Below are 17830 nucleotides of genomic sequence, written 5' to 3' on the forward strand. Positions count from 1 at the left end.
AGCTGCGCAGATGCCAGCACGGCAAGAGGCGGGTAGATCGTTCACTGGTTGATATCGCCGCTCCACCAGCCCACCTCGTGGTCTGGCATCTGCTGTATCGGTTCGGGCCTGAGCGCGGGTATGCCTGGCACGACCGGCCGGGCGTACCCGCCTGCTCGCGTCAGGCTAGAGGATGAGGCTCGCCCGTGAGAGCCGCCAAGGCGACGGCAACCTCGTGGAGGCTCGCGCGAACATACGTGGTGGTGGTGCCGGCGTCGCTGCCACCACCGGAATGCCCCGCGTACTCGCGGGCCACAGCGTAGCCAAAATTCCGCTCAACCCACGTCAGCGTCGTGTGTCGCAGCCAGTGCGTACTGATTTGCTGGACATACACCCACTGCAGATGCTCGCCGATCCGCACCCACAAGTGGTCGTAGCGGCGGTACGTGATGGGCTGCCCGTTGCGGTACCGCAGCAATTGACCTGCCCCCGTCGCGTGCCGATCCTCGGCATGCGACCGCAGGTGCCTCATGAGGGTTGGCGACACCGGCCGCCACCGCACCGTGTCGCCCTTCTCCCGCAGGAGGATTAGGCACTGTTCCGGGTCCAGGTCGACCGGCCGAGGTGCCAGCGCGCCACCCCGGCGACATGCCGTCTCGGTGTGTAGCCGGAGCAGGAGGCTGTCCAATGCCGGATCATCACCTGTACTGGCGACGACGGCATTGATCTCTGCCAAGCGTGTGTCGGCTACTGCTCGCCTCGTGCTGGGCAGGCGCCGTGGCTTGGCTACCTTGAAAGCGGGGTTATCCGCCGCAGCGATGTGTCCGTCAGCGACCGCCCGCCGGTAGAGGCACCGCAGCGCGGCGATCAGGTGCTCTGCGGCACTTCGCCCACCTCGTGCGTTTCGCCGAGCTACCACGTGCGTCTTTACGTACTCCGCAAGCTGCTCGATCTCCGACGGGGTGGGTTCATTGAGTCGCCTCTGCCCCCACTGTTCCAAGACCCGCTTCCAATACGATCCGTAGGCACGCCGAGTTCCATCGCTGACCGCCGCCGACACGATTGGTACGTAATCTGCGAACGTCGGCGCCTGGGGACGCTTCGTCGCCGCCTGAATGAGGTCAGCGGGCGAGATGCCCATCCTCGCGAGCAACAACCGAGCGGCATCCAGTTCGGCCTGGCTCGCCGTGTCACTCATGCTGTTCACCGCCGAGAGCAGCAGCGTGTATCTGAGCGACCACCGCGTCCAAGGCCGCGGGTGGATGCACGACAAGCACGCCACCATCGGGGTCCGCCGCCAGCAGCAACCGGTCGCCCGGCTTGAGGCCGCACCATTTTCAGACGGCTGCCGGCAGATGTAGATGACCTTGACCCGTCAGGGTAAAGACGCCCTGCGAATCCAGACGGACGACGATGAGCCTGGCGCTCTCGTGAATATGAAGGCGGGTACCGCAGCCCCATCCGAGAGCGCGGACGATCATACGATCAGCGATCCGGCCACTGACATCGATGGCAGCCAGGCCGTAGACCGACGAGCCTGCCCGGGGTGTGGGGAGGTCAGGCAGGGGCAATGGGGGGCGCCGCAGCGCCGCGCCTAGCCGCCGGTCCGTCCCCTGGCTCTGCGCGGGAGGCATCAACGGCGGGATCAGAGGGGCCACGGTCACATCAGCCACGGCGATCACCGCCGCCGAGCGTCGCATCCGTCGAGGCTGTCGCGGATGTGCGACCCGCGTGGTCAAGCGAGCTTGACCACGAGTACGTCAAGTACAGCAGGGATGCTTCAAATCTGTGTCCGAGGGACGACACGACCCATTGCCCCACCGCCGTTGACGCTCAGCGCAGCTCTGAGGCTCGCGCAAGTCTAGCTGTGGTGGTGGTGACCTCTTCGGCTCCGCCGAAGAGGTCACCACAGAGGATGCGCTGGTCACGGGATCGCGAGTGGGATCGGTGTCTCAGCTAACGGGACCAGCTACTGGTCCGGCACGGCGGGATGTGCGCTCGAACATCGATGTACAGCAGACCTGTCTGGGTGACGATCAGCCACCCGTGATCGGGTGGGCGAGCAACGCGGGGAGCAGGGGGCCCTGACCACTTCGGTATCCACTGGGAGGTCACACCGCACCGCTTGACCGCATCCCCGCCCGTCAGAGCCATCGTTTCTGTCCTGCGTCGGTGAGCACTTCGGGCGCGGTGACCTCTTCGCCAACCTGCACCCAATCTGCTCCCAGTTGCAAGGCCGGGCCGCCTGGCAGCTCCTTATCGCCTTGACCTGCGCATACTCCCCTGCCAGGGAACATAGAGGACTGTCGACTGCCGCCCGAAACCGCTGAGCACTCCGCGGTGAAACAGGACGCCGCACCGACTCAGACCTGCGGCAACGTGGAGCCGCAGGCGAGGGTGGGTGCAGTTGAGCGCCGTTCGATGCCGTTGGACGCAGTTCAAGGCCGTTCAGGGCACACCGCTGCTCCCAACCTGCTCCCCCAGACCGGGCTCGCACCGGGCCGCCGACCGATCGTAAGTTGCCAGCCCAGCTGTTGGCACCAGCGAGGCTACCTGATCGTCGAGGCGACCAGCCGCCGTCGTACCGCAGTGGACAGGTTGATATCGATAGCGCCGGCCTGGATCGGCCACCCGAGCGACGGCGGTCCCCGCCCACTGCTCCTGCTTCGCCAAACGCACAAGTCGAACGGACCGTACCCCTGCGCGATGTCCTGTCCGGGCCCTTGTCCGGGACGGCCGCACCCCCGCTGGTGACCCGTCGCGTATCTGTCCCGGACAGGAAGGCGCGATTGCCGGTCAGCACCCACGGATATCTGATGGGTGTCAGCGAGGCAGTCACAAGGATCGCCTCAATTCACCGATTACGAGGTGAACAGCATGAACGAGAAGACGATGGGCTACGAGGCCCCCGCGCTGGTCGAGGTCGGCGACTTCACCGAGCTCACCCGCATCACCAACGTCGGCGAGTGGACCGACCTGTGGGGCGGCTGGTTCGACCTCTGAGTCGACGACCTACCAACCGGTGAACGACTAAGCGACAACTGACGCACGTCGAACACCGCATCAACGCGCCGGGGTGGTCGGCCAGCTACACCAGGGCTGACCACCCCGGCGTCATGCGTTCAGGCGGATCTCGCCGAAGGGAGCGGGCAATGCGGTTCATCATCCTTTCCGACCACGAGGCATCGGCGGCCCTGGCCCAGCGCCACGGCGGAGGACAGACGATCCGGCATCCGTCCGGACGGCCTTGGATCGTCGGACACTGGGAGCACGACGACATCGTCGTGGCCCGTGCCGGTGACCGGGCCCTGGCGCTCCTCGGCCGGACCGCCGAGACCAGCGAGAGCCTCACCCAGCGCCTCGACGCCGTCCGAGGCGTGGCCGACCTGGACGCCGTCGCCAGGAGTGTGCCGGGCTGCTATCACCTCATCGGATCGATCGGCGGGGTCACCCGGGCACAGGGCAGCCTGTCCTACCGCTACCAGCTCTTCACTGGAACCGTCGACCGGGTCGCGGTCGCGGCCGACCGAGCCGACACGATCGCCGCCATGACCGGCGCCGGCATCGACTTCGAAGCCGTCGTGCTCCAACTCGTCGCACCGTTCGGGCCGCCGTGGCCGCTGCGCGAGCGATGTGTCTGGCAGGGTGTCGAACAGGTGCCGGGTGGACGTTTCCTCGTCCTGCGCGGCGACGACCCGGTCGCCCGTACCTGTCGATGGTGGACACCGCCGGAGCCGGAGCTGTCACTGGCCGACGGCGCGCAAGTCGTGCGGACAGCACTGGTCGCGGCCGTCGCCGCGCGCGTCCCGCGCGGCGGCGGATCGCTCAGCGCTGACCTTTCCGGCGGTCTGGACTCGACCAGCCTCTGCTTCATCGCCGCGGCCGCCGGGGCCGACCCGACGACGTTCCGCTTCGCGCCCTTGGACGAGTCGAACGAGGATGAGCGGTGGGCGGGGTGGTGCGAGGAACATCTGCCGGGCAAACATCTGGTGGTACCGGCCGACGAGGCACCCTCCTGGTACGAGGTCACCGGAGATGACGACGTCGAAGGGCCGTTCCCGTTCGTCCGTACGCGGGCCCTGGCCGGTTTCATCGCTGCGCACGTCGGAGCCCACGGCTCCCGGCGTCACCTCCAGGGGATCGGCGGCGACGAGCTCTTCTCCGCCAGCACGTTGACCCTGCACGACCTCGCCCGGCGCCATCCCACCACCGCGGCACGGCAGATCCTGACCACCAAGGCGATGCGCCGCTGGTCGGTCGCCACGACAACCCGGTTCCTTCTCTCCGGCGTGCCCTACCACCGGTGGTTGGCGCGCAGCGGCCGCCGGCTGACCGCGCCGCCCGGTGAGACGACACACGCGAACTGGGAAATCGCCACCACCCTCCCGCCGTGGATCACCGCGGACGCCGCGGACGTGGCGCGACGCCTCTACCGGGAGGCCGCCGCGAGCCGACCCCGACCGGAGGCCACCCCACCAGCGCAGCACGAGATGATCCGGATCACCCAGTTCAATGGAGCGGCCGCACGGCGCAGCTCGCGGGTCGCTGAACGCGACAGCGTCACGCTGGAGAACCCGTACCTCGATGACCATGTGCTGAACGCGGCGCTGTCGGTGCGGTTCGCCGATCGCATGGTCAGCGGCCGGTTCAAGCCGGTGCTCGGCGAGGCGATGCGGGGCATCATTCCCGATGGGTTGCTCGACCGGCGGACCAAGGGCGACTACAGCGCCGAACAGTTCGCCGGGCTGCGTCGCCACCGGGGCGACCTGCTCGCGCTCTTCGACGACGCCGAACTGGCCCGGATGGGTCTCATCGACACCGATCGGCTGCGCGCCGACGTCTTCGGCGTCCTGCCGAACTCAAAGCCACTGATCCCGTTCGAACGGACCCTGTCCTGCGAGGCATGGCTTCGCGACGTGGCCCGAGCCGCCTAAAGGAGGAAATTGAGATGAGTCTCGCACTAGCTCCAGAAGTGACCGCCGCCGAAACCAGCAACGGTCTCGTGCTGCTCGACCAGCGGTCAGGCCGCTACTGGCAGCTCAACGGCACCGGAGCGACGACCGTGCGGATGCTGCTCGACGGCCGAACGCCCGACGGCGTCGCGGCCGCCCTCCGCGAGCGGTTCCCCGCCTGCGGGGAACGCGTGGAAGCGGACGTCAACTCGCTGGTGGGCGCGCTGCTCGACGCGAGGCTGGTGGAATCATGCCAGCCGGAGTGATGATCGAGCGTCCCACGACCCCGCCACTGTCGCTCGTGCCGGGCGCTGTCGCCGCAGCCGGTCTGGGCCGGGTGCTGGCGCGGGTCACACCGCACCGGCTGCGGAAAGTGCTGGAGTTCGCCCGCCGGGGCGCCCGCCCGGCGACCGAGGCGGAGGCCGCCCGTGCCCGCAACGCGATCGTCGCGGTCAGCCCCCGCTGCCGGGGCCAGTGGTGCCTGCAACGGGCCATCGCCACCGCGCTGCTGTGCCGGGCGGGAGGCACCTGGCCGCAGTGGTGCACCGGCGTGCGGACCGACCCGTTCCAGGCGCACGCCTGGGTGGCCGTCGACGGCCGGCCGGTCGGAGAGCCCGGCTCCGACATCGACTATTTCCGGGTGATGATGGTGGTGCCGCCGGTCGGGCGGGACGCGTCATGAGGGTCCTGGTGTGCACCTACGGCAGCAGGGGAGACACCGAGCCCTACGTCGCTCTCGCCTGTGCGCTCAACGCCGCCGGCCACGAGGCGGTCCTCGCCGCGCCCTCGACGTACGCGGGTCTCGCCGCCCGGCACGGCGTGGAGTTCGCCGCCCGCGACGCCGGGCTCCTCAACCTCATCCACGACCCCCGGCTGCGCAGGCAGATCGAGGACGGCAGGGCGACCGGTCGCCATCCGGACCTGGCTCTGGAGATCCGCGACCGGCTGTTCCCCGCCCACCTCACCGGCCTCCTAGAGGCCGCAGCGGACGCCGATCTGGTCGTGCACCGGGCCGACTACGGGCACCACGTCGCCGAGAAGATCGGGGTGCCCAGCGTGCTCGGCCTGCTCAACCCGCACGGTGTGGCCTCGGCCTACTACCCGACCATTGAGGCCTTGGGCACCGAGGCCCCCCGACCGCGCGCCGACGGGCCCAGCCGGGAGAACCTGCGCACTCACGTGCGGGCACGGCTTCGGGGCGAGCCCGCTCCGACGAGGAAGTGCGTCGAGCAGTGGCGGGAGCGGGACCTGGGACTGCCGCCCCGGGCGGGCATGCACGACCGGTTCCATCAGGTCGACAACCGCCCGGTCCCGGTCCTGCACGCCTTCAGTCGGCACCTGGTCGAACCGGCACCCGACTGGCCACCCTGGGTCCACACCACCGGATACTGGTTCCTGCCGACCGACCGGGTGGCGCCACCGCCGAGGCTGGTGCGATTCCTGGAGCAGGGTGCGCCGCCGGTCTTCTTCGGCCTGGGCAGCCTGGTGGGCACCGACCCCCGACGGACCGGCCGGATGGTCGTCGAGGCAACTCGCCGCGTGGGAGTGCGTGCGGTGGTCGTCGCCGGTGCCGGCGGCATCGCGATCGACGATCCCGAGACAAGCGACGATGTCCTGGTCGTCGACGACGTTCCCTATGACTGGCTGTTCCCCCGGGTCCGCGCCGCCGTCCACGCCGGTGGTCTCGGCACCACCCACCACGCACTCGCCGCGGGCCTACCGCAGGTCGCGCTGCCGTTCCACGTGGAGCAGATGAGCTGGGCGACGCACCTGCACGCCCGGGGTGTCGCGCCACCGCCGATCTGGCAACGCGACCTGAGCACGACCGTGCTCAGCACCGCCGTGCGGGCCTGCCTCACCGATCCCGCCCGCACCCGCGCCGCCCAGGCGCTGGGCCGGAACCTGCGCTCCGAGGGCGGGGCCACCGCCGCGGTCGAGGTCCTGGAAGCGATCCACGGTCCGCGCCTTCGAAGAACAGGAGAGGCAGCATGAGTACGCTCCGCGAGCCGACAGACCTTCGCGTGCTGATCCGCTTCGCGGCTGCCGGTGACGACGCGGTCGCGGAGGCCATCTCCCGGCTGGGACCGGCCCGTGTCGCGGCGACCCTGGTCGACGAGTTGGTCAGCCGGGCCGACCTCGGCGAGGTCGGCCCGCTGCCAGGACCGGTGACGGTCAGGTTCGATCTGGACTTCGGCGGTCGTACCCTGGCGCACTCGGTGTCCTTCGAGGAGGGGCGGGTCCGCTACGGTCACGCCTGCCCCGAGGGCATCCGGCCGGTGCTGGTCGAACTGGACCTCGTCGCGTTGGCCAGGGCGGTGTTCGGTGGGTCGCTGGCTCCCCACGCGCTGTGCCGACGGATCGACTGGGGTGATGTCGACGACCCGCGGGAGTTCGCGGTCGGCGTCGCCGCCGCTCCCGTGGTGCAACGGTTGCTACGCGGCGCTGCCGGCGAACCCGCGCGACTCGACGAGCTGGCCCTGGCCAACGGCTCCGACAAGTGGGGGCCGCACTTCTACACGCCGATCTACGAACGACACTTCGCGCCGCTACGCGAGCAGGAGCTGACCATCGTCGAGTTGGGCATCGGCGGGTACGCCATTCCGGGCAGCGGCGGTGGTTCGCTGCGGATGTGGAAGCGGCACTTCCCCCGGGCGCTGGTCTACGGCGTCGACATGTTCGACAAGAGCGCCGCCGCCGAACAACGCGTGTTTCCCATCCAGGGCGACCTTTCCGATCCCGACTTCGTCGGCAGCCTGCCGGAAAGGCTCGGTCCGCTCGACATCGTCATCGACGACGGCAGCCACGCCTGCGCCGACGTGATCCTCGCCTTCAACGCGTTGTTTCCCGCCCTTCGCCCCGGTGGCCTCTACGTGATCGAGGACCTGCAGACCTCCTACTGGCCCTCCTACGGCGGCAACGCGACGAACCTGCACGACGCCAGCACGAGCATGGGTTTTCTCAAACAGCTGCTCGACGGCCTCAACCATGAGGAGCACGACGCCGCGGGCAGCTCTCGGCCCACCCGGTTCGACACCACGCTGGTCGGTGCGCACTTCTACCACAACGTGGCCGTGCTGGAGAAGGGCCGCAACGCCGACGGCCCGATGCCCCGCTTCGTCCGGCAGCGTCCGGTGATCCGGGTCGACCGGCGGGAGGTGCCGGCGTGAGCGCCATCGTCGCCGAGTCGCTGCGCAAGGCCTACGGCGGCGTCGCCGCTGTCGACGGCCTCGACCTCACGGTCGCGCCGGGCGAGATGTTCGGCTTCCTCGGCCCCAACGGCGCCGGCAAGTCGACGACGATCGCGATGCTCTGCACCCTGACCCGTCCGGACAGCGGTCACGCCAGCGTCGCCGGGTTCGACGTCGTGCGGTCGTCCACCGAGGTACGCCGGCTCATCGGCCTGGTCCTGCAGGAGAGCACCACGGACGGCGACCTCACCCTCATGGAGAACCTCCGGTTGCACGACCACCTCTACGGCCTGCCCCGCCGCACGTTTCCCGCCCGAGCCCGGCATCTCCTCGACCTCTTCGGTCTGGCCGAACGGCATGACCGGCTCGCCAGGACCCTCTCCGGCGGGATGCGCCGGCGCCTCGAGATCGCCCGGGGCCTGCTGCACGAACCGGCGGTGCTTTTCCTCGACGAACCGACCGCCGGCCTGGACCCGCACAGCCGGGCCGACGTGTGGAACCACATCCACGCGCTTCGCCGCGATCGTCCGCTCACCGTCTTCCTGACCACGCATCACCTGGAGGAGGCCGAACACTGTGACCGAATCCTGGTGCTGGACAGGGGCCGGGCGGTGGTGCGGGGCACACCCGAGGAGCTCAAGGCGACGGTACGCGCCGACGTCGTGCGACTGAACACCGCGGACGACGCCCGAGCGGCGATGCGGATCCGGCGGGACTTCGCGTGCGACGCGACGGTCGACGCGCAGGGCGTCCGGGTGGTCACCGAGAACGGCGCGGCCCTCGTGCCCCGGCTGTGCGCGGCGCTCGACACGCCCATCAACGCGGTGCACGTCTCGCCCCCGACGCTCAACGACGTCTTCCTCCACCACACTGGGCGGGCGGTCACGGAAGGTGAGTACCTCCGATGAGACAGCAGACGGTTCCGACTAGCAGCACGGTCCCGCCGGTCGACGACGCCCTGCCCACTGGTGGCTCGCTCACCCGCGAGCTGCGGGCGGTCTGGGCCCTGTGGCAGCGGGAGATGCTGCGCCTCGTCCGCAGTCGGACGCAGGTGGCGATGACCCTGCTGAGTCCGCTGCTGTTCCTCTTCCTGCTCGGGCCCGGCCTCGACACGATGCTCGACACGCAGGCCCCCGGCGCCGGAGGCGCGGATCGGGGCAGCTACGTGGCGTACCTCTTACCCGGAATCCTGATCATGGCCGTGCAGATGCCGGCGCTGCGTGCCGGCGGTGCCATCGTCCGGGACCGAGAGGCAGGGCTGCTACGCGCGACCCTCGTCGCGCCCGTGCGCCGCGACACCCTGCTCGTCGGCCGGTGCATGGGCGGAGCGAGCGCCGCCGCGCTCCAGGCCGCGCTACTGCTGATCCTCGGACCACTGGCGGGGCTGCCCGCCGACCCCGGCCTGCTCCTGCTGCTCTTCGGCGCGATGTGGCTGATCGCCTTCTCCCTGACGATGCTCGGCGCGCTCGCCGCTGTGCTCGTCCGCCGGGTCGAGACCTTCCAGGCAATGCTCGGCATGGTGACCCTGCCGCTGGTGATGCTCTCCGGCGCGCTGTTCCCGGTCGGTGCCCTGCCGGGGTGGCTGACTCCGGTCATCCTGGCGAACCCGCTCACCTACGCGGTCGACGCGATCCGCCGGATGGCCGCCGTGGAGGGCGTCGGTCCCGTGGGGAGCGGCCCGATCTGGGGTGGCTGGCAACCACCTGTCGCCCTCGAACTCGCCGTCATGGTGCTACTGGGTCTGCTCGCACTCGTGGTCGCCGCCCGTCGCTTCAACCGGATGGACTGACTGTCCAACCATTCCGAACCGGCCGAGACAGATGACCGTCGTGGCCGCCTTGTCGGCTGCGGCCACGACGGTGTTCCTGGCCATGGTCTCGGTGTCAGGGGTCAGGTCGCGCTCCACCAACCGATCATGTCGACCCACTCCTTTGGCAGGCTTACGCCGTTGGTCAGAGCGATGAAGTCGCCAACCTCGGCCAACGCGGGCGGCTCGTAGGGCCTCCTTCTGTTCGGCATGGAACCCATTTTCTCGTCCTTTCCTCGTCGTCGTGACGTGCTTCGATCCGGGTTTCGTGTCGCAGGTTGTTCGTGAAGGCTCTCCCCAACAGCGAAGAACAACCGATCGGGGATCCGTTCAATCGCCGGCTTCTGTCGCGGACAAGCCGTTGCCTGCCAACAGGAATGCTTCGGTAGTCTCGGACACGAGTCCGGACAGGACAGTGTCGTCCCGCCGGGTCATGCGGGGCGCTCACGCCCGCAACGCCTAACGCGGGGGGCGGCAGATGTCGGACGATGACGTCGCAATCGACATGACGGGCGTCGAACAGATACTCCTGCAACTGCGTCGACTCAAGCAGGAGTCCCGGCTGACCTACCGCGAGTTGGAGAGCCGTGCCACCGCAGTCGGCGACGTCCTGCCGCGCAGCACCCTCGCGAGCGCGCTGCGCGGGCCGGGCCTGCCCCGCCGCGAGGTTGTCGCCGCCTTTCTACGCGCCTGCCTCAACCCGACCGACGCCGAACGCTGGCTACGCGGCTTCGACCGCCATGTCGCCGCGAACGGCTACGAGCAGCGCGGCGCGGGTCCCCCGGTCGCGGCAGACGGCGCGGTCGACGCGAGCACGGGTGGACTCCTGGTCCCGTCCGGCCCGCGAACCGCGCCGCTTCCGAGGCAGCTTCCGACGCTGGGGCGACACTTCGTGGGCCGACGGTCGGAGTTGGTGCTGCTCGACAAGGCCCTGCTGACCGAGGACAGCCGCGTCGCCGTCGTGTCGGGAATGGCGGGTGCCGGCAAGACGGTGCTCGCCCTGCGGTGGGCCCATGCCGCCGCCTCGGCGTTCCCGGACGGTCAGATCTTCGTCAACCTGCGGGGGTTCGGGCCGCAGCCCGCGCTGACGGTGACCGCCGCGCTGGGGCACCTGCTGGGCAGCCTCGGCATCCCGGCCGACCATGTGCCGTCCGACGACGAGCAGGCGGCGGCGCTGTTCCGGTCGATGACCGCTGACCTGCGGCTGCTCGTGGTGCTCGACGACGCCCGTGACGCCGACCAGGTGCGGCCAGTGCTGCCGGGCGGCCGACACGCGCGGGTGGTCGTCACCAGCAGGGACCGCCTACTCGGTCTGGTCGTACGCGACGGGGCGGGCTCCGTTGACGTCGGCGTGCTCAACGAGCCCGACGCGGTCGACCTGATCGGTCGGATCGTCGGCCCGGAAGTGCTCGCGGCGGAGCCCGCCGCGGCCCGCGACCTAGCCCGGATCGTGGGCTACCTCCCACTGGCGGTCCGCATCGCCGCCGCCGACCTACCGAGCGGCCTGGCCGACCCGATCGCGACCCGGGCCCGCCAGTTGGCCGCCGGCAACCGCCTGACCCACCTTGAGACGCGCGGCGACCCGGGCAGTGCGCTGGCCACCGCGTTCCGTCACTCCCACAGCCGGCTCGACCCGACGGCCCAGCGGCTGTTCGCGCTGATCGGGCTGTTGCCCATGACCGAGTTCGACCAGTCGGTAGCGGCGGCGCTGCTTGGTGTGCCGACCAGCGCGGCCGAGCCGACCGTGCTGGGTCTGGCCGACGCACACCTGCTCACCGTCGTCGGCTGCCGCGTATTCGTGCACGACCTCGTACACGAGTACGCGGCCGACCTGGTCGTGCGGACGGTTCCCCGGGCCCAGCGCGAGGCGGCGGTGCGCCGCGCATACGGCTACTACCTGCGCCGGCTACTCGCCGCCGGGCGGCTCCTGTCGCCGCAGCTAATCCAGTTGGAGAAACACGGCGGGGAGATGTTCGGCGATTCCGGGGACGCGATCGCCTGGCTCGACCGGGAGTACGAGCACCTACGGTCCGCCGCTCTGCTGGCCAGCGACCGTGGTGTGCCCGATATGGCCTGGCGGCTGGCCGCCGCGCTGCGGGTACGGTTCATGTCCCATCGGGACATGGACGGTTGGTTCGCCGTCACCCGGGCCGGGCTCGCCGCCCTCCGCGCTCACCGCGCCCGGGCCGGCAACGTCCTGCGGGTCCGGGCGATGCTGCGCACGAGTCTCGCCCTGGCCCATCTGTTCCTTGGCGAGCCGGCCGAGGCCATGGCCAACGCACGGTGGGGGGCGCGGTCCAGCCGCCAGGCCGGCTGGCTCCGGTGCGAGACGTCGGCCCGGTCGATCCTCGCCGTCCAGCACTCCCGCATCGGCCACATCCGGGCCGCCGAACGACAACTGATGCACGTACGCAACCGGCAGCGGGCCGCCGGCGACACGTCCGGGGCGGGGATCGCGCTCAACAACCTCGGTACCGTGCGGATGCTGACCGGCCGGCTCGACCTGGCCGCACCCGACCTGGAACGGGCGCTGGCGTTGCAGACCGCCAACAACGCCCGCCGGGGGACCGCCTCGGTGCTGATCAACCTCGGCCATCTCGAACTCGAGCGGGGCCGCCTCGGCTCGGCCGCGGAGCGCCTCACCGAGGCCATCAACCTCTACGAACGGCTCGGCGATTTGGAGGGGCAGGCTTCCGCGTCCGGATACCTGGCGGTCGTACGCCTCTTCCAGGGAAACGCGACAGTCGCCCGCCGGATCGCGGTGAGCGGTCTGCGGGCCCTGCGCGGCCTCACCGATCCGCACGCGCAGGCGTTGCTGCTGTGCGGCCTCGCCACCGTCCGCCGCGTGACGGGGCAGCACCGGCTGTCGATCACCTACCTGCATCGGGCCCTGCGGCTGTCCCTCGTGGCTACCTCCGCCCAGCCCTACGCGGAGGCACTCATCGGTCTCGCCCATGTCCACCTGCGCCGCCGCGAGCTCGATCTGGCCGGCGCTTGGGCGACGCAGGCGCTGGAGTTGGCCCGCGAGGCCGGTTACCGGGGCTTCGAGGGGATGACGCTCGGCGTCCAGGCGGCAATCGCCGCCCGGGCCGGCGACCGGGCGGGCGCAGCGCGGCTGGCCCTGGAATCCGCCGACATCCTGCGCGAGCGCGGGTTCGACCTGGCCCTGGCACACAGCCTGATCGTCCACTGCGAAGCGACTGGGGACGCCAGCAACGGTGAAGAGATCAAGGCCCTCCTGGCCGAGGCCGCGGACAGTTTCCGTTCCAGCGCCGGATGGTGAGGTTCTGGCAGGACGCGACAGGTCTCCTACTCAAAGGGCTGCGTCGGTGTGCGCGGGTCAGGTCCCGCACCGCCATCGGTTCAGCGGTCCCGATGAGAATTTCGCCGGTGAACAGGTTGCCCATGCCGGGCATGCAGCTGACGATTGGGCAAGTGGGTGTTGGTCGAGGTGCTCGGCGATGAGGTCATCGACGCCGGAGATACGGTGCTCGATGGCAAGGATCTCGGTGGCCATTTGCCCGATGGCGACCGCTGCTGCGGGCGATTCCCGATCTGCTCGTGGCATGCGTCTGGGTGGAGTCTGCGCCAGCGTTGCCACCAGGCTTTACCGGGTCGGTCCGTCTGGGCCCACTGTCCCCCACCCTCTGGAGTCACCTACAACCGGGCATGACGACACCATGCACGAGGGCCAGCCCGCGGTAGGAACGGCCACCATCATCGAGGCGTCGAATGCGCGCTGACATCGACAAGTGAGGACACCACCGGCTGACCGAACGACCCACGAACGCTGTCGCCTTCGGATCCGCCGACGAGGTCACCAGCCTGAAAGTGCTGGTCGGCGCGCCGCCCGTGGGATCGGTTTCACAGATGACGGAACCGCAGTGGGCTCCAGCAAGCTGACCCGCAACGCTTTACATCAAATCGCCGCACACCTACAGACATGGCCTCGGCGATACGCCCGATCACCGCATGCACGGCGGGTCTGTCCATCGGGACGCGGGCTGGACCAGACACGGTCCTCAGAACCTTTCCACTCACTCCGGGTCGACGCCGATCCGGTCCAGGCCCTGGCCGCCGCAGGCCTCGCCGGGGGGCTGTCTCGCTAGGCGTTCAACGCGGGTTTCCAGCGCATCGTCCATCGGGTTCTGCCTGCTCCGGTGGGGTCCAGGGACCGGGTTACCAGGTACAGACACTTCGACGCGGCCTGTTCGTTGGGGAAGTGGCCGCGGGCCTTGATCGCCCGCCGGTAGCGGACGTTGAGCGATTCGATCGCGTTGGTGGAGCAGATGACGGTGCGGATCTCCACGTCGTAGTCGAGGAACGGGATGAACTCGGCCCAGGCGTTGTCCCACAGGCGGATCACCGCCGGATACCGCCCGCCCCACTTCTCGGTCAGGTCGTCGAACGCGGCTCGGGCCGCGGTGGCGTTGACGGCGGTGTAGATCGGCTTGATGTCGTGTTTGATCTGGTCCCAGTACTTGCGTGAGGTGAGCCGGAACGTGTTGCGGATCAGGTGGATGATGCAGGTCTGCACGATCGTGGCCGGCCACACGTTCGTGACGACCTCGGGTAGGCCTTTCAGGCCGTCGCAGACGAGGAAGAACACGTCCTTCACACCCCGGTTACGCAGGTCGGTCAGCACGCTCATCCAGAACTTCGCGCCCTCACCACCGGTGCCGGCCCACAACCCGAGGATGTCCTTCTCCCCGTCGAGGGTCACCCCGATCGCGGCGTAGAACGGCCGGTTCGCGACCTGCCCATCCCGCACCTTGACCACGATCGCGTCGATGAACACCGCCGCGTAAATCTCGTCCAACGGGCGGTGCGACCAGTCGGTCATCTCCTCGATCACCTTGTCGGTGATCCGCGAAATGATCTCCTTGCTGACCGAGGCGCCATAGATCTCGGCGAAGTGCGCCGAGATCTCCCCGGTGGTCAAGCCCTTGGCATACAACGACAACACCACCTCGTCGACGCCTGACAACCGGCGCTGCCGCTTCTTGACGATCTGCGGCTCGAACGTGCCCGCCCGGTCCCGCGGCACGTCGATCTGCACCGGCCCAGTGCTATCAGTCAACACCGTCTTCGCCCTGGTGCCGTTACGGATATTGCCCGAGCCGGCGCCGTCGGGTTCGTGTTTGGCATAGCCGAGGTGATCGGCCATCTCCTCGTTCAACGCGGTCTCCAGGACCGTCTTGGTCAACTGCCGAAGCAGCCCATCCGGACCGGTCAACGACAGGCCCTGTTCCTTGGCCGCCCGGACCAACTCGACGGCGGCTTTCGCCTCCGCCGACGGCTCCACCCGCTTCTTCCGTCCAGCCTGATCGTTCTGTGTCGCGGTCATCACGGCACCCTCCTCACCAGGCACAACGCCCGGCGGGGCAGGCCGGAAACACCCTTAGATCCACAGTCCCACAGCAAGTTGAAACACGCTCTGAGTGAGGAACGACGGTCCGGCTTGATCTGTCGTGGGCCCGCCAAACGCATCGATCACCTGCCCTGGTGCCGTCATACTCCTGCTCATGAGCGACGACGCGACCATGACGAGCGGGGCGACATGAAACGCGCGCATGCGGGTCAGTGTGCTACTCGTCGCCGAGCGCTTTTCCCTGGCGACGAGGGGGAGGCTTGGTTGATCGACCTGGGGCTGAGTGGCCGAATTCGGCTGTTCTGGCAGCAGGTCCCGGCCAATCGACGCCGGCGACCGGAAGATTCGTGCTGGTTCGACCGTACCCTGACGGCCGGGTCGTGATGCGGCCCCGGTCCGGGTGGGCCGTCGCCCCCGGCGTCGCGACCGCGCTACTGGCCGCCGCGATCGCTGTTCTGCAGCTTGAGCAACTGCCTTCGTGGCTGGCATGGTGTCCGCCCTGGCTCGCTGCGGCGGCCGCCGCAGGGCTGGGAGTCGGGGTGGTCGCGGTGGACCGGTGGCGGGCACGGCGGCACGCCGAAGCCGACCGGGAGCAGCTGGCCATCGAACGACTCCGCCAGCACACTGGCCGGCAGAAGACCATCTTTCCCCGCATTGGTGAAGCACCCGCCAACGCGCTCTCGCTGCGGATACATCCAGCGGCGGCCGGCCCACCCCTTCCCGCCGCGGCGGGACTGCCGGGGAAACGACGCGGGCTGGCGGCCAGTCGCCCCGCCCAACAGCGGATGAGCACGGTCGATCCCGACCTGCCGTCGTTTGTCGATCGCACCAAAGGACCGCAGATCCGCGAATGGATGCGCCACGCCCGAGCGGACGGCGGGTTCCTGCTCTTGGTCGGCGACTCCTGCGTGGGCAAGACCCGCCTGCTGTATGAAGCCGCCCGACAGGAACTTCCCGATTTCGCCGTTCTGGCCCCCGACTTGGGTGACGGCGACCTGGTCAACACCATCGCCGAAGCCACCTTCGACTTGCCGAAACTGATCGTCTGGCTCGATGAGCTGCAACGCTTCCTGCCCGGCCCTTACCTCAGCGAGGGCTCCACACCTATCACCGCCGCCACCATCCGACGGCTGCTCAATGCTTGCACCCCGGTGATCGTCATGGGTACCCTCTGGCCCACGTACGCGGCGCTATTGCGGGCCGACGACCCGGACCCGAACCACCCGGATGCCCGACTGCCGCGCCACCCAGGCGCCGTCGACATCCTCACCGACCGGCGCATCCACGAAACCCGGATCGACACGTTCACCCAGGACGAATGCGCCGCAGCCGCCCGCATGGCCGCCCACGATCCCCGCCTCGCCACAGCTGTGGCCGACGACGACTACAACGTCACCGAAGCCCTCGCAGGCGCCCGGGAACTCACCGACCGCTACGAACGCGCCACCATCACCCAACGGGCCGTCCTGCACGCCGCAGTCGACGCCCGTAGAGTCGGCATCCAATCCGCGCTTGGAGACGACCTGCTCCGCGAAGCTGCCCGCGGCTACCTCAGCAGGCCCTACCCCGACGACGCATGGTATCCCCCGGCGCTGGACGAGCTGACCAGCCGCGAACGTCCCCAGGACAAGGCCACCGCCCCGCTCCTCGCCGTCTCCAGCTCCGATCAGCGCACAGTCATCGGCTACACCGTCACCGACTACCTGCTGCAACACCTCAGCGATCGACGCCGCACCGAACCCATCCCAACGCTCGCCTGGCAGGCATTCGGTACGCACACCCACACCCGCGACGAGCTCACCAGCCTGGCCGACAACGCCACCAGTCGGCTGCGCTACGACCAGGCCCTACCCCTCTACCAACGCCTCCACGATGCCGGCCACCAGAATGCGGCCTGGAATGTGGCCCATGTGCTGGCTAGACAGGGTCGCGCCGACGAGTTACGCACCTGGGCCAACAGCGGCAATGACGCCGCCGCCGCCGAACTGGCCTTATTGCTGGCCCAGCAGGGCCGCGTCGACGAACTACGGAACTGGGCCGACAGCGGCAACGCCGACGCCGCAGAAAAGCTCGCGAGGCTGCTGGCTTCACAAGGCGTCGTCGACGAGCTGTGGACCCGAGCCGACGCCGGCGACAAATACGCCGCCGAAGAGCTGACGAGGCTGCTGGCCTCGCAGGGCCGCGTCGATGAACTGCGTGAGTGGGCCGACAGTGGCAACGCATCCGCCTCCAAGGAGCTCGCGAGGCTACTGGCCGCACAAGGCCTCGTCGACGAGCTGCGGGCCCGAGCCGACGCCGGCGACAAATACGCGGCCCGTCACTGTGCCTCATTGCTGGCCCAAGAGGACCGCGTCGACGAGCTCCGCGACTGGGCCGACAGCGGCAACGAGCACGCCACCGACGAGCTGACCGAGCTGCTCGTAGAGGAGGGCCGCGTCGACGAGCTGCGTGACTGGGCCGACAGCGGCAATGTGGCCGCCGCCGACGAGTTGGCACGCCTGCTCGTACAGGACGGCCGCGTCGACGAGCTGCG

General features: G+C 69.3%; 14 protein-coding genes. 11 read left to right on the top strand and 3 right to left on the bottom strand.

Annotated elements, in window-relative coordinates; genetic code table 11:
* Positions 1-160: 160 nt before the first annotated feature.
* A complete protein-coding gene (locus PSH25_RS03635; protein WP_238657639.1) occupies positions 161-1177 on the bottom strand; it encodes a tyrosine-type recombinase/integrase in 1017 nt (338 codons plus the stop codon).
* On the opposite strand from PSH25_RS03635, the gene PSH25_RS03640 reads away from it, so the two are divergent.
* The 9 genes from PSH25_RS03640 (at position 1176) to PSH25_RS03680 (ending at position 9908) form a co-directional block, all read left to right on the top strand.
* Positions 1176-1340, top strand: a complete 165-nt coding sequence (locus tag PSH25_RS03640; protein WP_238657640.1) for a hypothetical protein — start codon at positions 1176-1178, stop codon at positions 1338-1340. The genes PSH25_RS03635 and PSH25_RS03640 overlap by 2 nt on opposite strands.
* 1516 nt (positions 1341-2856) lie before the next feature.
* The gene (locus PSH25_RS03645) at positions 2857-2982 is read left to right on the top strand and encodes a keywimysin-related RiPP (RefSeq protein WP_238657641.1); all 126 of its coding nucleotides are present in this window, start codon (positions 2857-2859) and stop codon (positions 2980-2982) included.
* A gap of 149 nt (positions 2983-3131) precedes the next feature.
* Positions 3132-4913, top strand: a complete 1782-nt coding sequence (locus PSH25_RS03650; RefSeq protein WP_238657642.1) for an asparagine synthase-related protein — start codon at positions 3132-3134, stop codon at positions 4911-4913.
* A gap of 14 nt (positions 4914-4927) precedes the next feature.
* Positions 4928-5197: a lasso peptide biosynthesis PqqD family chaperone gene (locus PSH25_RS03655; protein ID WP_238657643.1), complete on the top strand. Its 270-nt coding sequence runs from the start codon at positions 4928-4930 to the stop codon at positions 5195-5197.
* Positions 5182-5613: a lasso peptide biosynthesis B2 protein gene (locus PSH25_RS03660; RefSeq protein WP_238657644.1), complete on the top strand. Its 432-nt coding sequence runs from the start codon at positions 5182-5184 to the stop codon at positions 5611-5613. The genes PSH25_RS03655 and PSH25_RS03660 overlap by 16 nt, the downstream gene beginning before the upstream one ends.
* On the top strand, positions 5610-6923 hold the full coding sequence (locus PSH25_RS03665; RefSeq protein ID WP_238657645.1) for a glycosyltransferase: 1314 nt from the start codon (positions 5610-5612) through the stop codon (positions 6921-6923). The genes PSH25_RS03660 and PSH25_RS03665 overlap by 4 nt, the downstream gene beginning before the upstream one ends.
* Entirely contained in the window at positions 6920-8098 is a 1179-nt protein-coding gene (locus PSH25_RS03670; protein WP_238657646.1) for a class I SAM-dependent methyltransferase, read from the top strand. The genes PSH25_RS03665 and PSH25_RS03670 overlap by 4 nt, the downstream gene beginning before the upstream one ends.
* Entirely contained in the window at positions 8095-9027 is a 933-nt protein-coding gene (locus PSH25_RS03675; RefSeq protein WP_238657647.1) for an ABC transporter ATP-binding protein, read from the top strand. The genes PSH25_RS03670 and PSH25_RS03675 overlap by 4 nt, the downstream gene beginning before the upstream one ends.
* A complete protein-coding gene (locus tag PSH25_RS03680; protein WP_238657648.1) occupies positions 9024-9908 on the top strand; it encodes an ABC transporter permease in 885 nt (294 codons plus the stop codon). The genes PSH25_RS03675 and PSH25_RS03680 overlap by 4 nt, the downstream gene beginning before the upstream one ends.
* A gap of 101 nt (positions 9909-10009) precedes the next feature.
* On the opposite strand, the gene PSH25_RS34135 is transcribed toward PSH25_RS03680, so the two are convergent.
* Complete coding sequence (locus PSH25_RS34135) at positions 10010-10147, bottom strand: lasso RiPP family leader peptide-containing protein (protein WP_372492706.1); 138 nt, start codon at positions 10145-10147, stop codon at positions 10010-10012.
* A 257-nt stretch (positions 10148-10404) separates the two neighbouring features.
* Here PSH25_RS34135 and PSH25_RS03685 point away from each other — a divergent pair, with 257 nt between their 5' ends.
* Entirely contained in the window at positions 10405-13209 is a 2805-nt protein-coding gene (locus PSH25_RS03685; protein WP_238657649.1) for an ATP-binding protein, read from the top strand.
* 822 nt (positions 13210-14031) lie between these two features.
* On the opposite strand, the gene PSH25_RS03690 is transcribed toward PSH25_RS03685, so the two are convergent.
* Entirely contained in the window at positions 14032-15273 is a 1242-nt protein-coding gene (locus tag PSH25_RS03690; RefSeq protein ID WP_238657650.1) for an IS256 family transposase, read from the bottom strand.
* 563 nt (positions 15274-15836) lie between these two features.
* On the opposite strand from PSH25_RS03690, the gene PSH25_RS03695 reads away from it, so the two are divergent.
* Positions 15837-17830, top strand: a 1994-nt coding sequence (locus PSH25_RS03695) for a tetratricopeptide repeat protein (RefSeq protein ID WP_238657651.1), incomplete at its 3' end; no start/stop codon positions are given.

It is taken from the genome of Micromonospora foliorum (assembly GCF_022229015.1).
Classification (GTDB): domain Bacteria; phylum Actinomycetota; class Actinomycetes; order Mycobacteriales; family Micromonosporaceae; genus Micromonospora; species Micromonospora foliorum.

What these genes read in the sequence shown, in the direction of transcription:
- PSH25_RS03635 (WP_238657639.1), bottom strand. Translation starts at nt 1,177, where the DNA reads ATGAGTGACACGGCGAGCCAGGCCGAACTGGATGCCGCTCGGTTGTTG.
- PSH25_RS03690 (WP_238657650.1), bottom strand. Translation starts at nt 15,273, where the DNA reads ATGACCGCGACACAGAACGATCAGGCTGGACGGAAGAAGCGGGTGGAG.
- PSH25_RS03665 (WP_238657645.1), top strand. Translation starts at nt 5,610, where the DNA reads ATGAGGGTCCTGGTGTGCACCTACGGCAGCAGGGGAGACACCGAGCCC.
- PSH25_RS03660 (WP_238657644.1), top strand. Translation starts at nt 5,182, where the DNA reads ATGCCAGCCGGAGTGATGATCGAGCGTCCCACGACCCCGCCACTGTCG.
- PSH25_RS03650 (WP_238657642.1), top strand. Translation starts at nt 3,132, where the DNA reads ATGCGGTTCATCATCCTTTCCGACCACGAGGCATCGGCGGCCCTGGCC.
- PSH25_RS03685 (WP_238657649.1), top strand. Translation starts at nt 10,405, where the DNA reads ATGTCGGACGATGACGTCGCAATCGACATGACGGGCGTCGAACAGATA.
- PSH25_RS03670 (WP_238657646.1), top strand. Translation starts at nt 6,920, where the DNA reads ATGAGTACGCTCCGCGAGCCGACAGACCTTCGCGTGCTGATCCGCTTC.
- PSH25_RS03655 (WP_238657643.1), top strand. Translation starts at nt 4,928, where the DNA reads ATGAGTCTCGCACTAGCTCCAGAAGTGACCGCCGCCGAAACCAGCAAC.
- PSH25_RS03680 (WP_238657648.1), top strand. Translation starts at nt 9,024, where the DNA reads ATGAGACAGCAGACGGTTCCGACTAGCAGCACGGTCCCGCCGGTCGAC.
- PSH25_RS03645 (WP_238657641.1), top strand. Translation starts at nt 2,857, where the DNA reads ATGAACGAGAAGACGATGGGCTACGAGGCCCCCGCGCTGGTCGAGGTC.
- PSH25_RS34135 (WP_372492706.1), bottom strand. Translation starts at nt 10,147, where the DNA reads ATGGGTTCCATGCCGAACAGAAGGAGGCCCTACGAGCCGCCCGCGTTG.
- PSH25_RS03640 (WP_238657640.1), top strand. Translation starts at nt 1,176, where the DNA reads ATGCTGTTCACCGCCGAGAGCAGCAGCGTGTATCTGAGCGACCACCGC.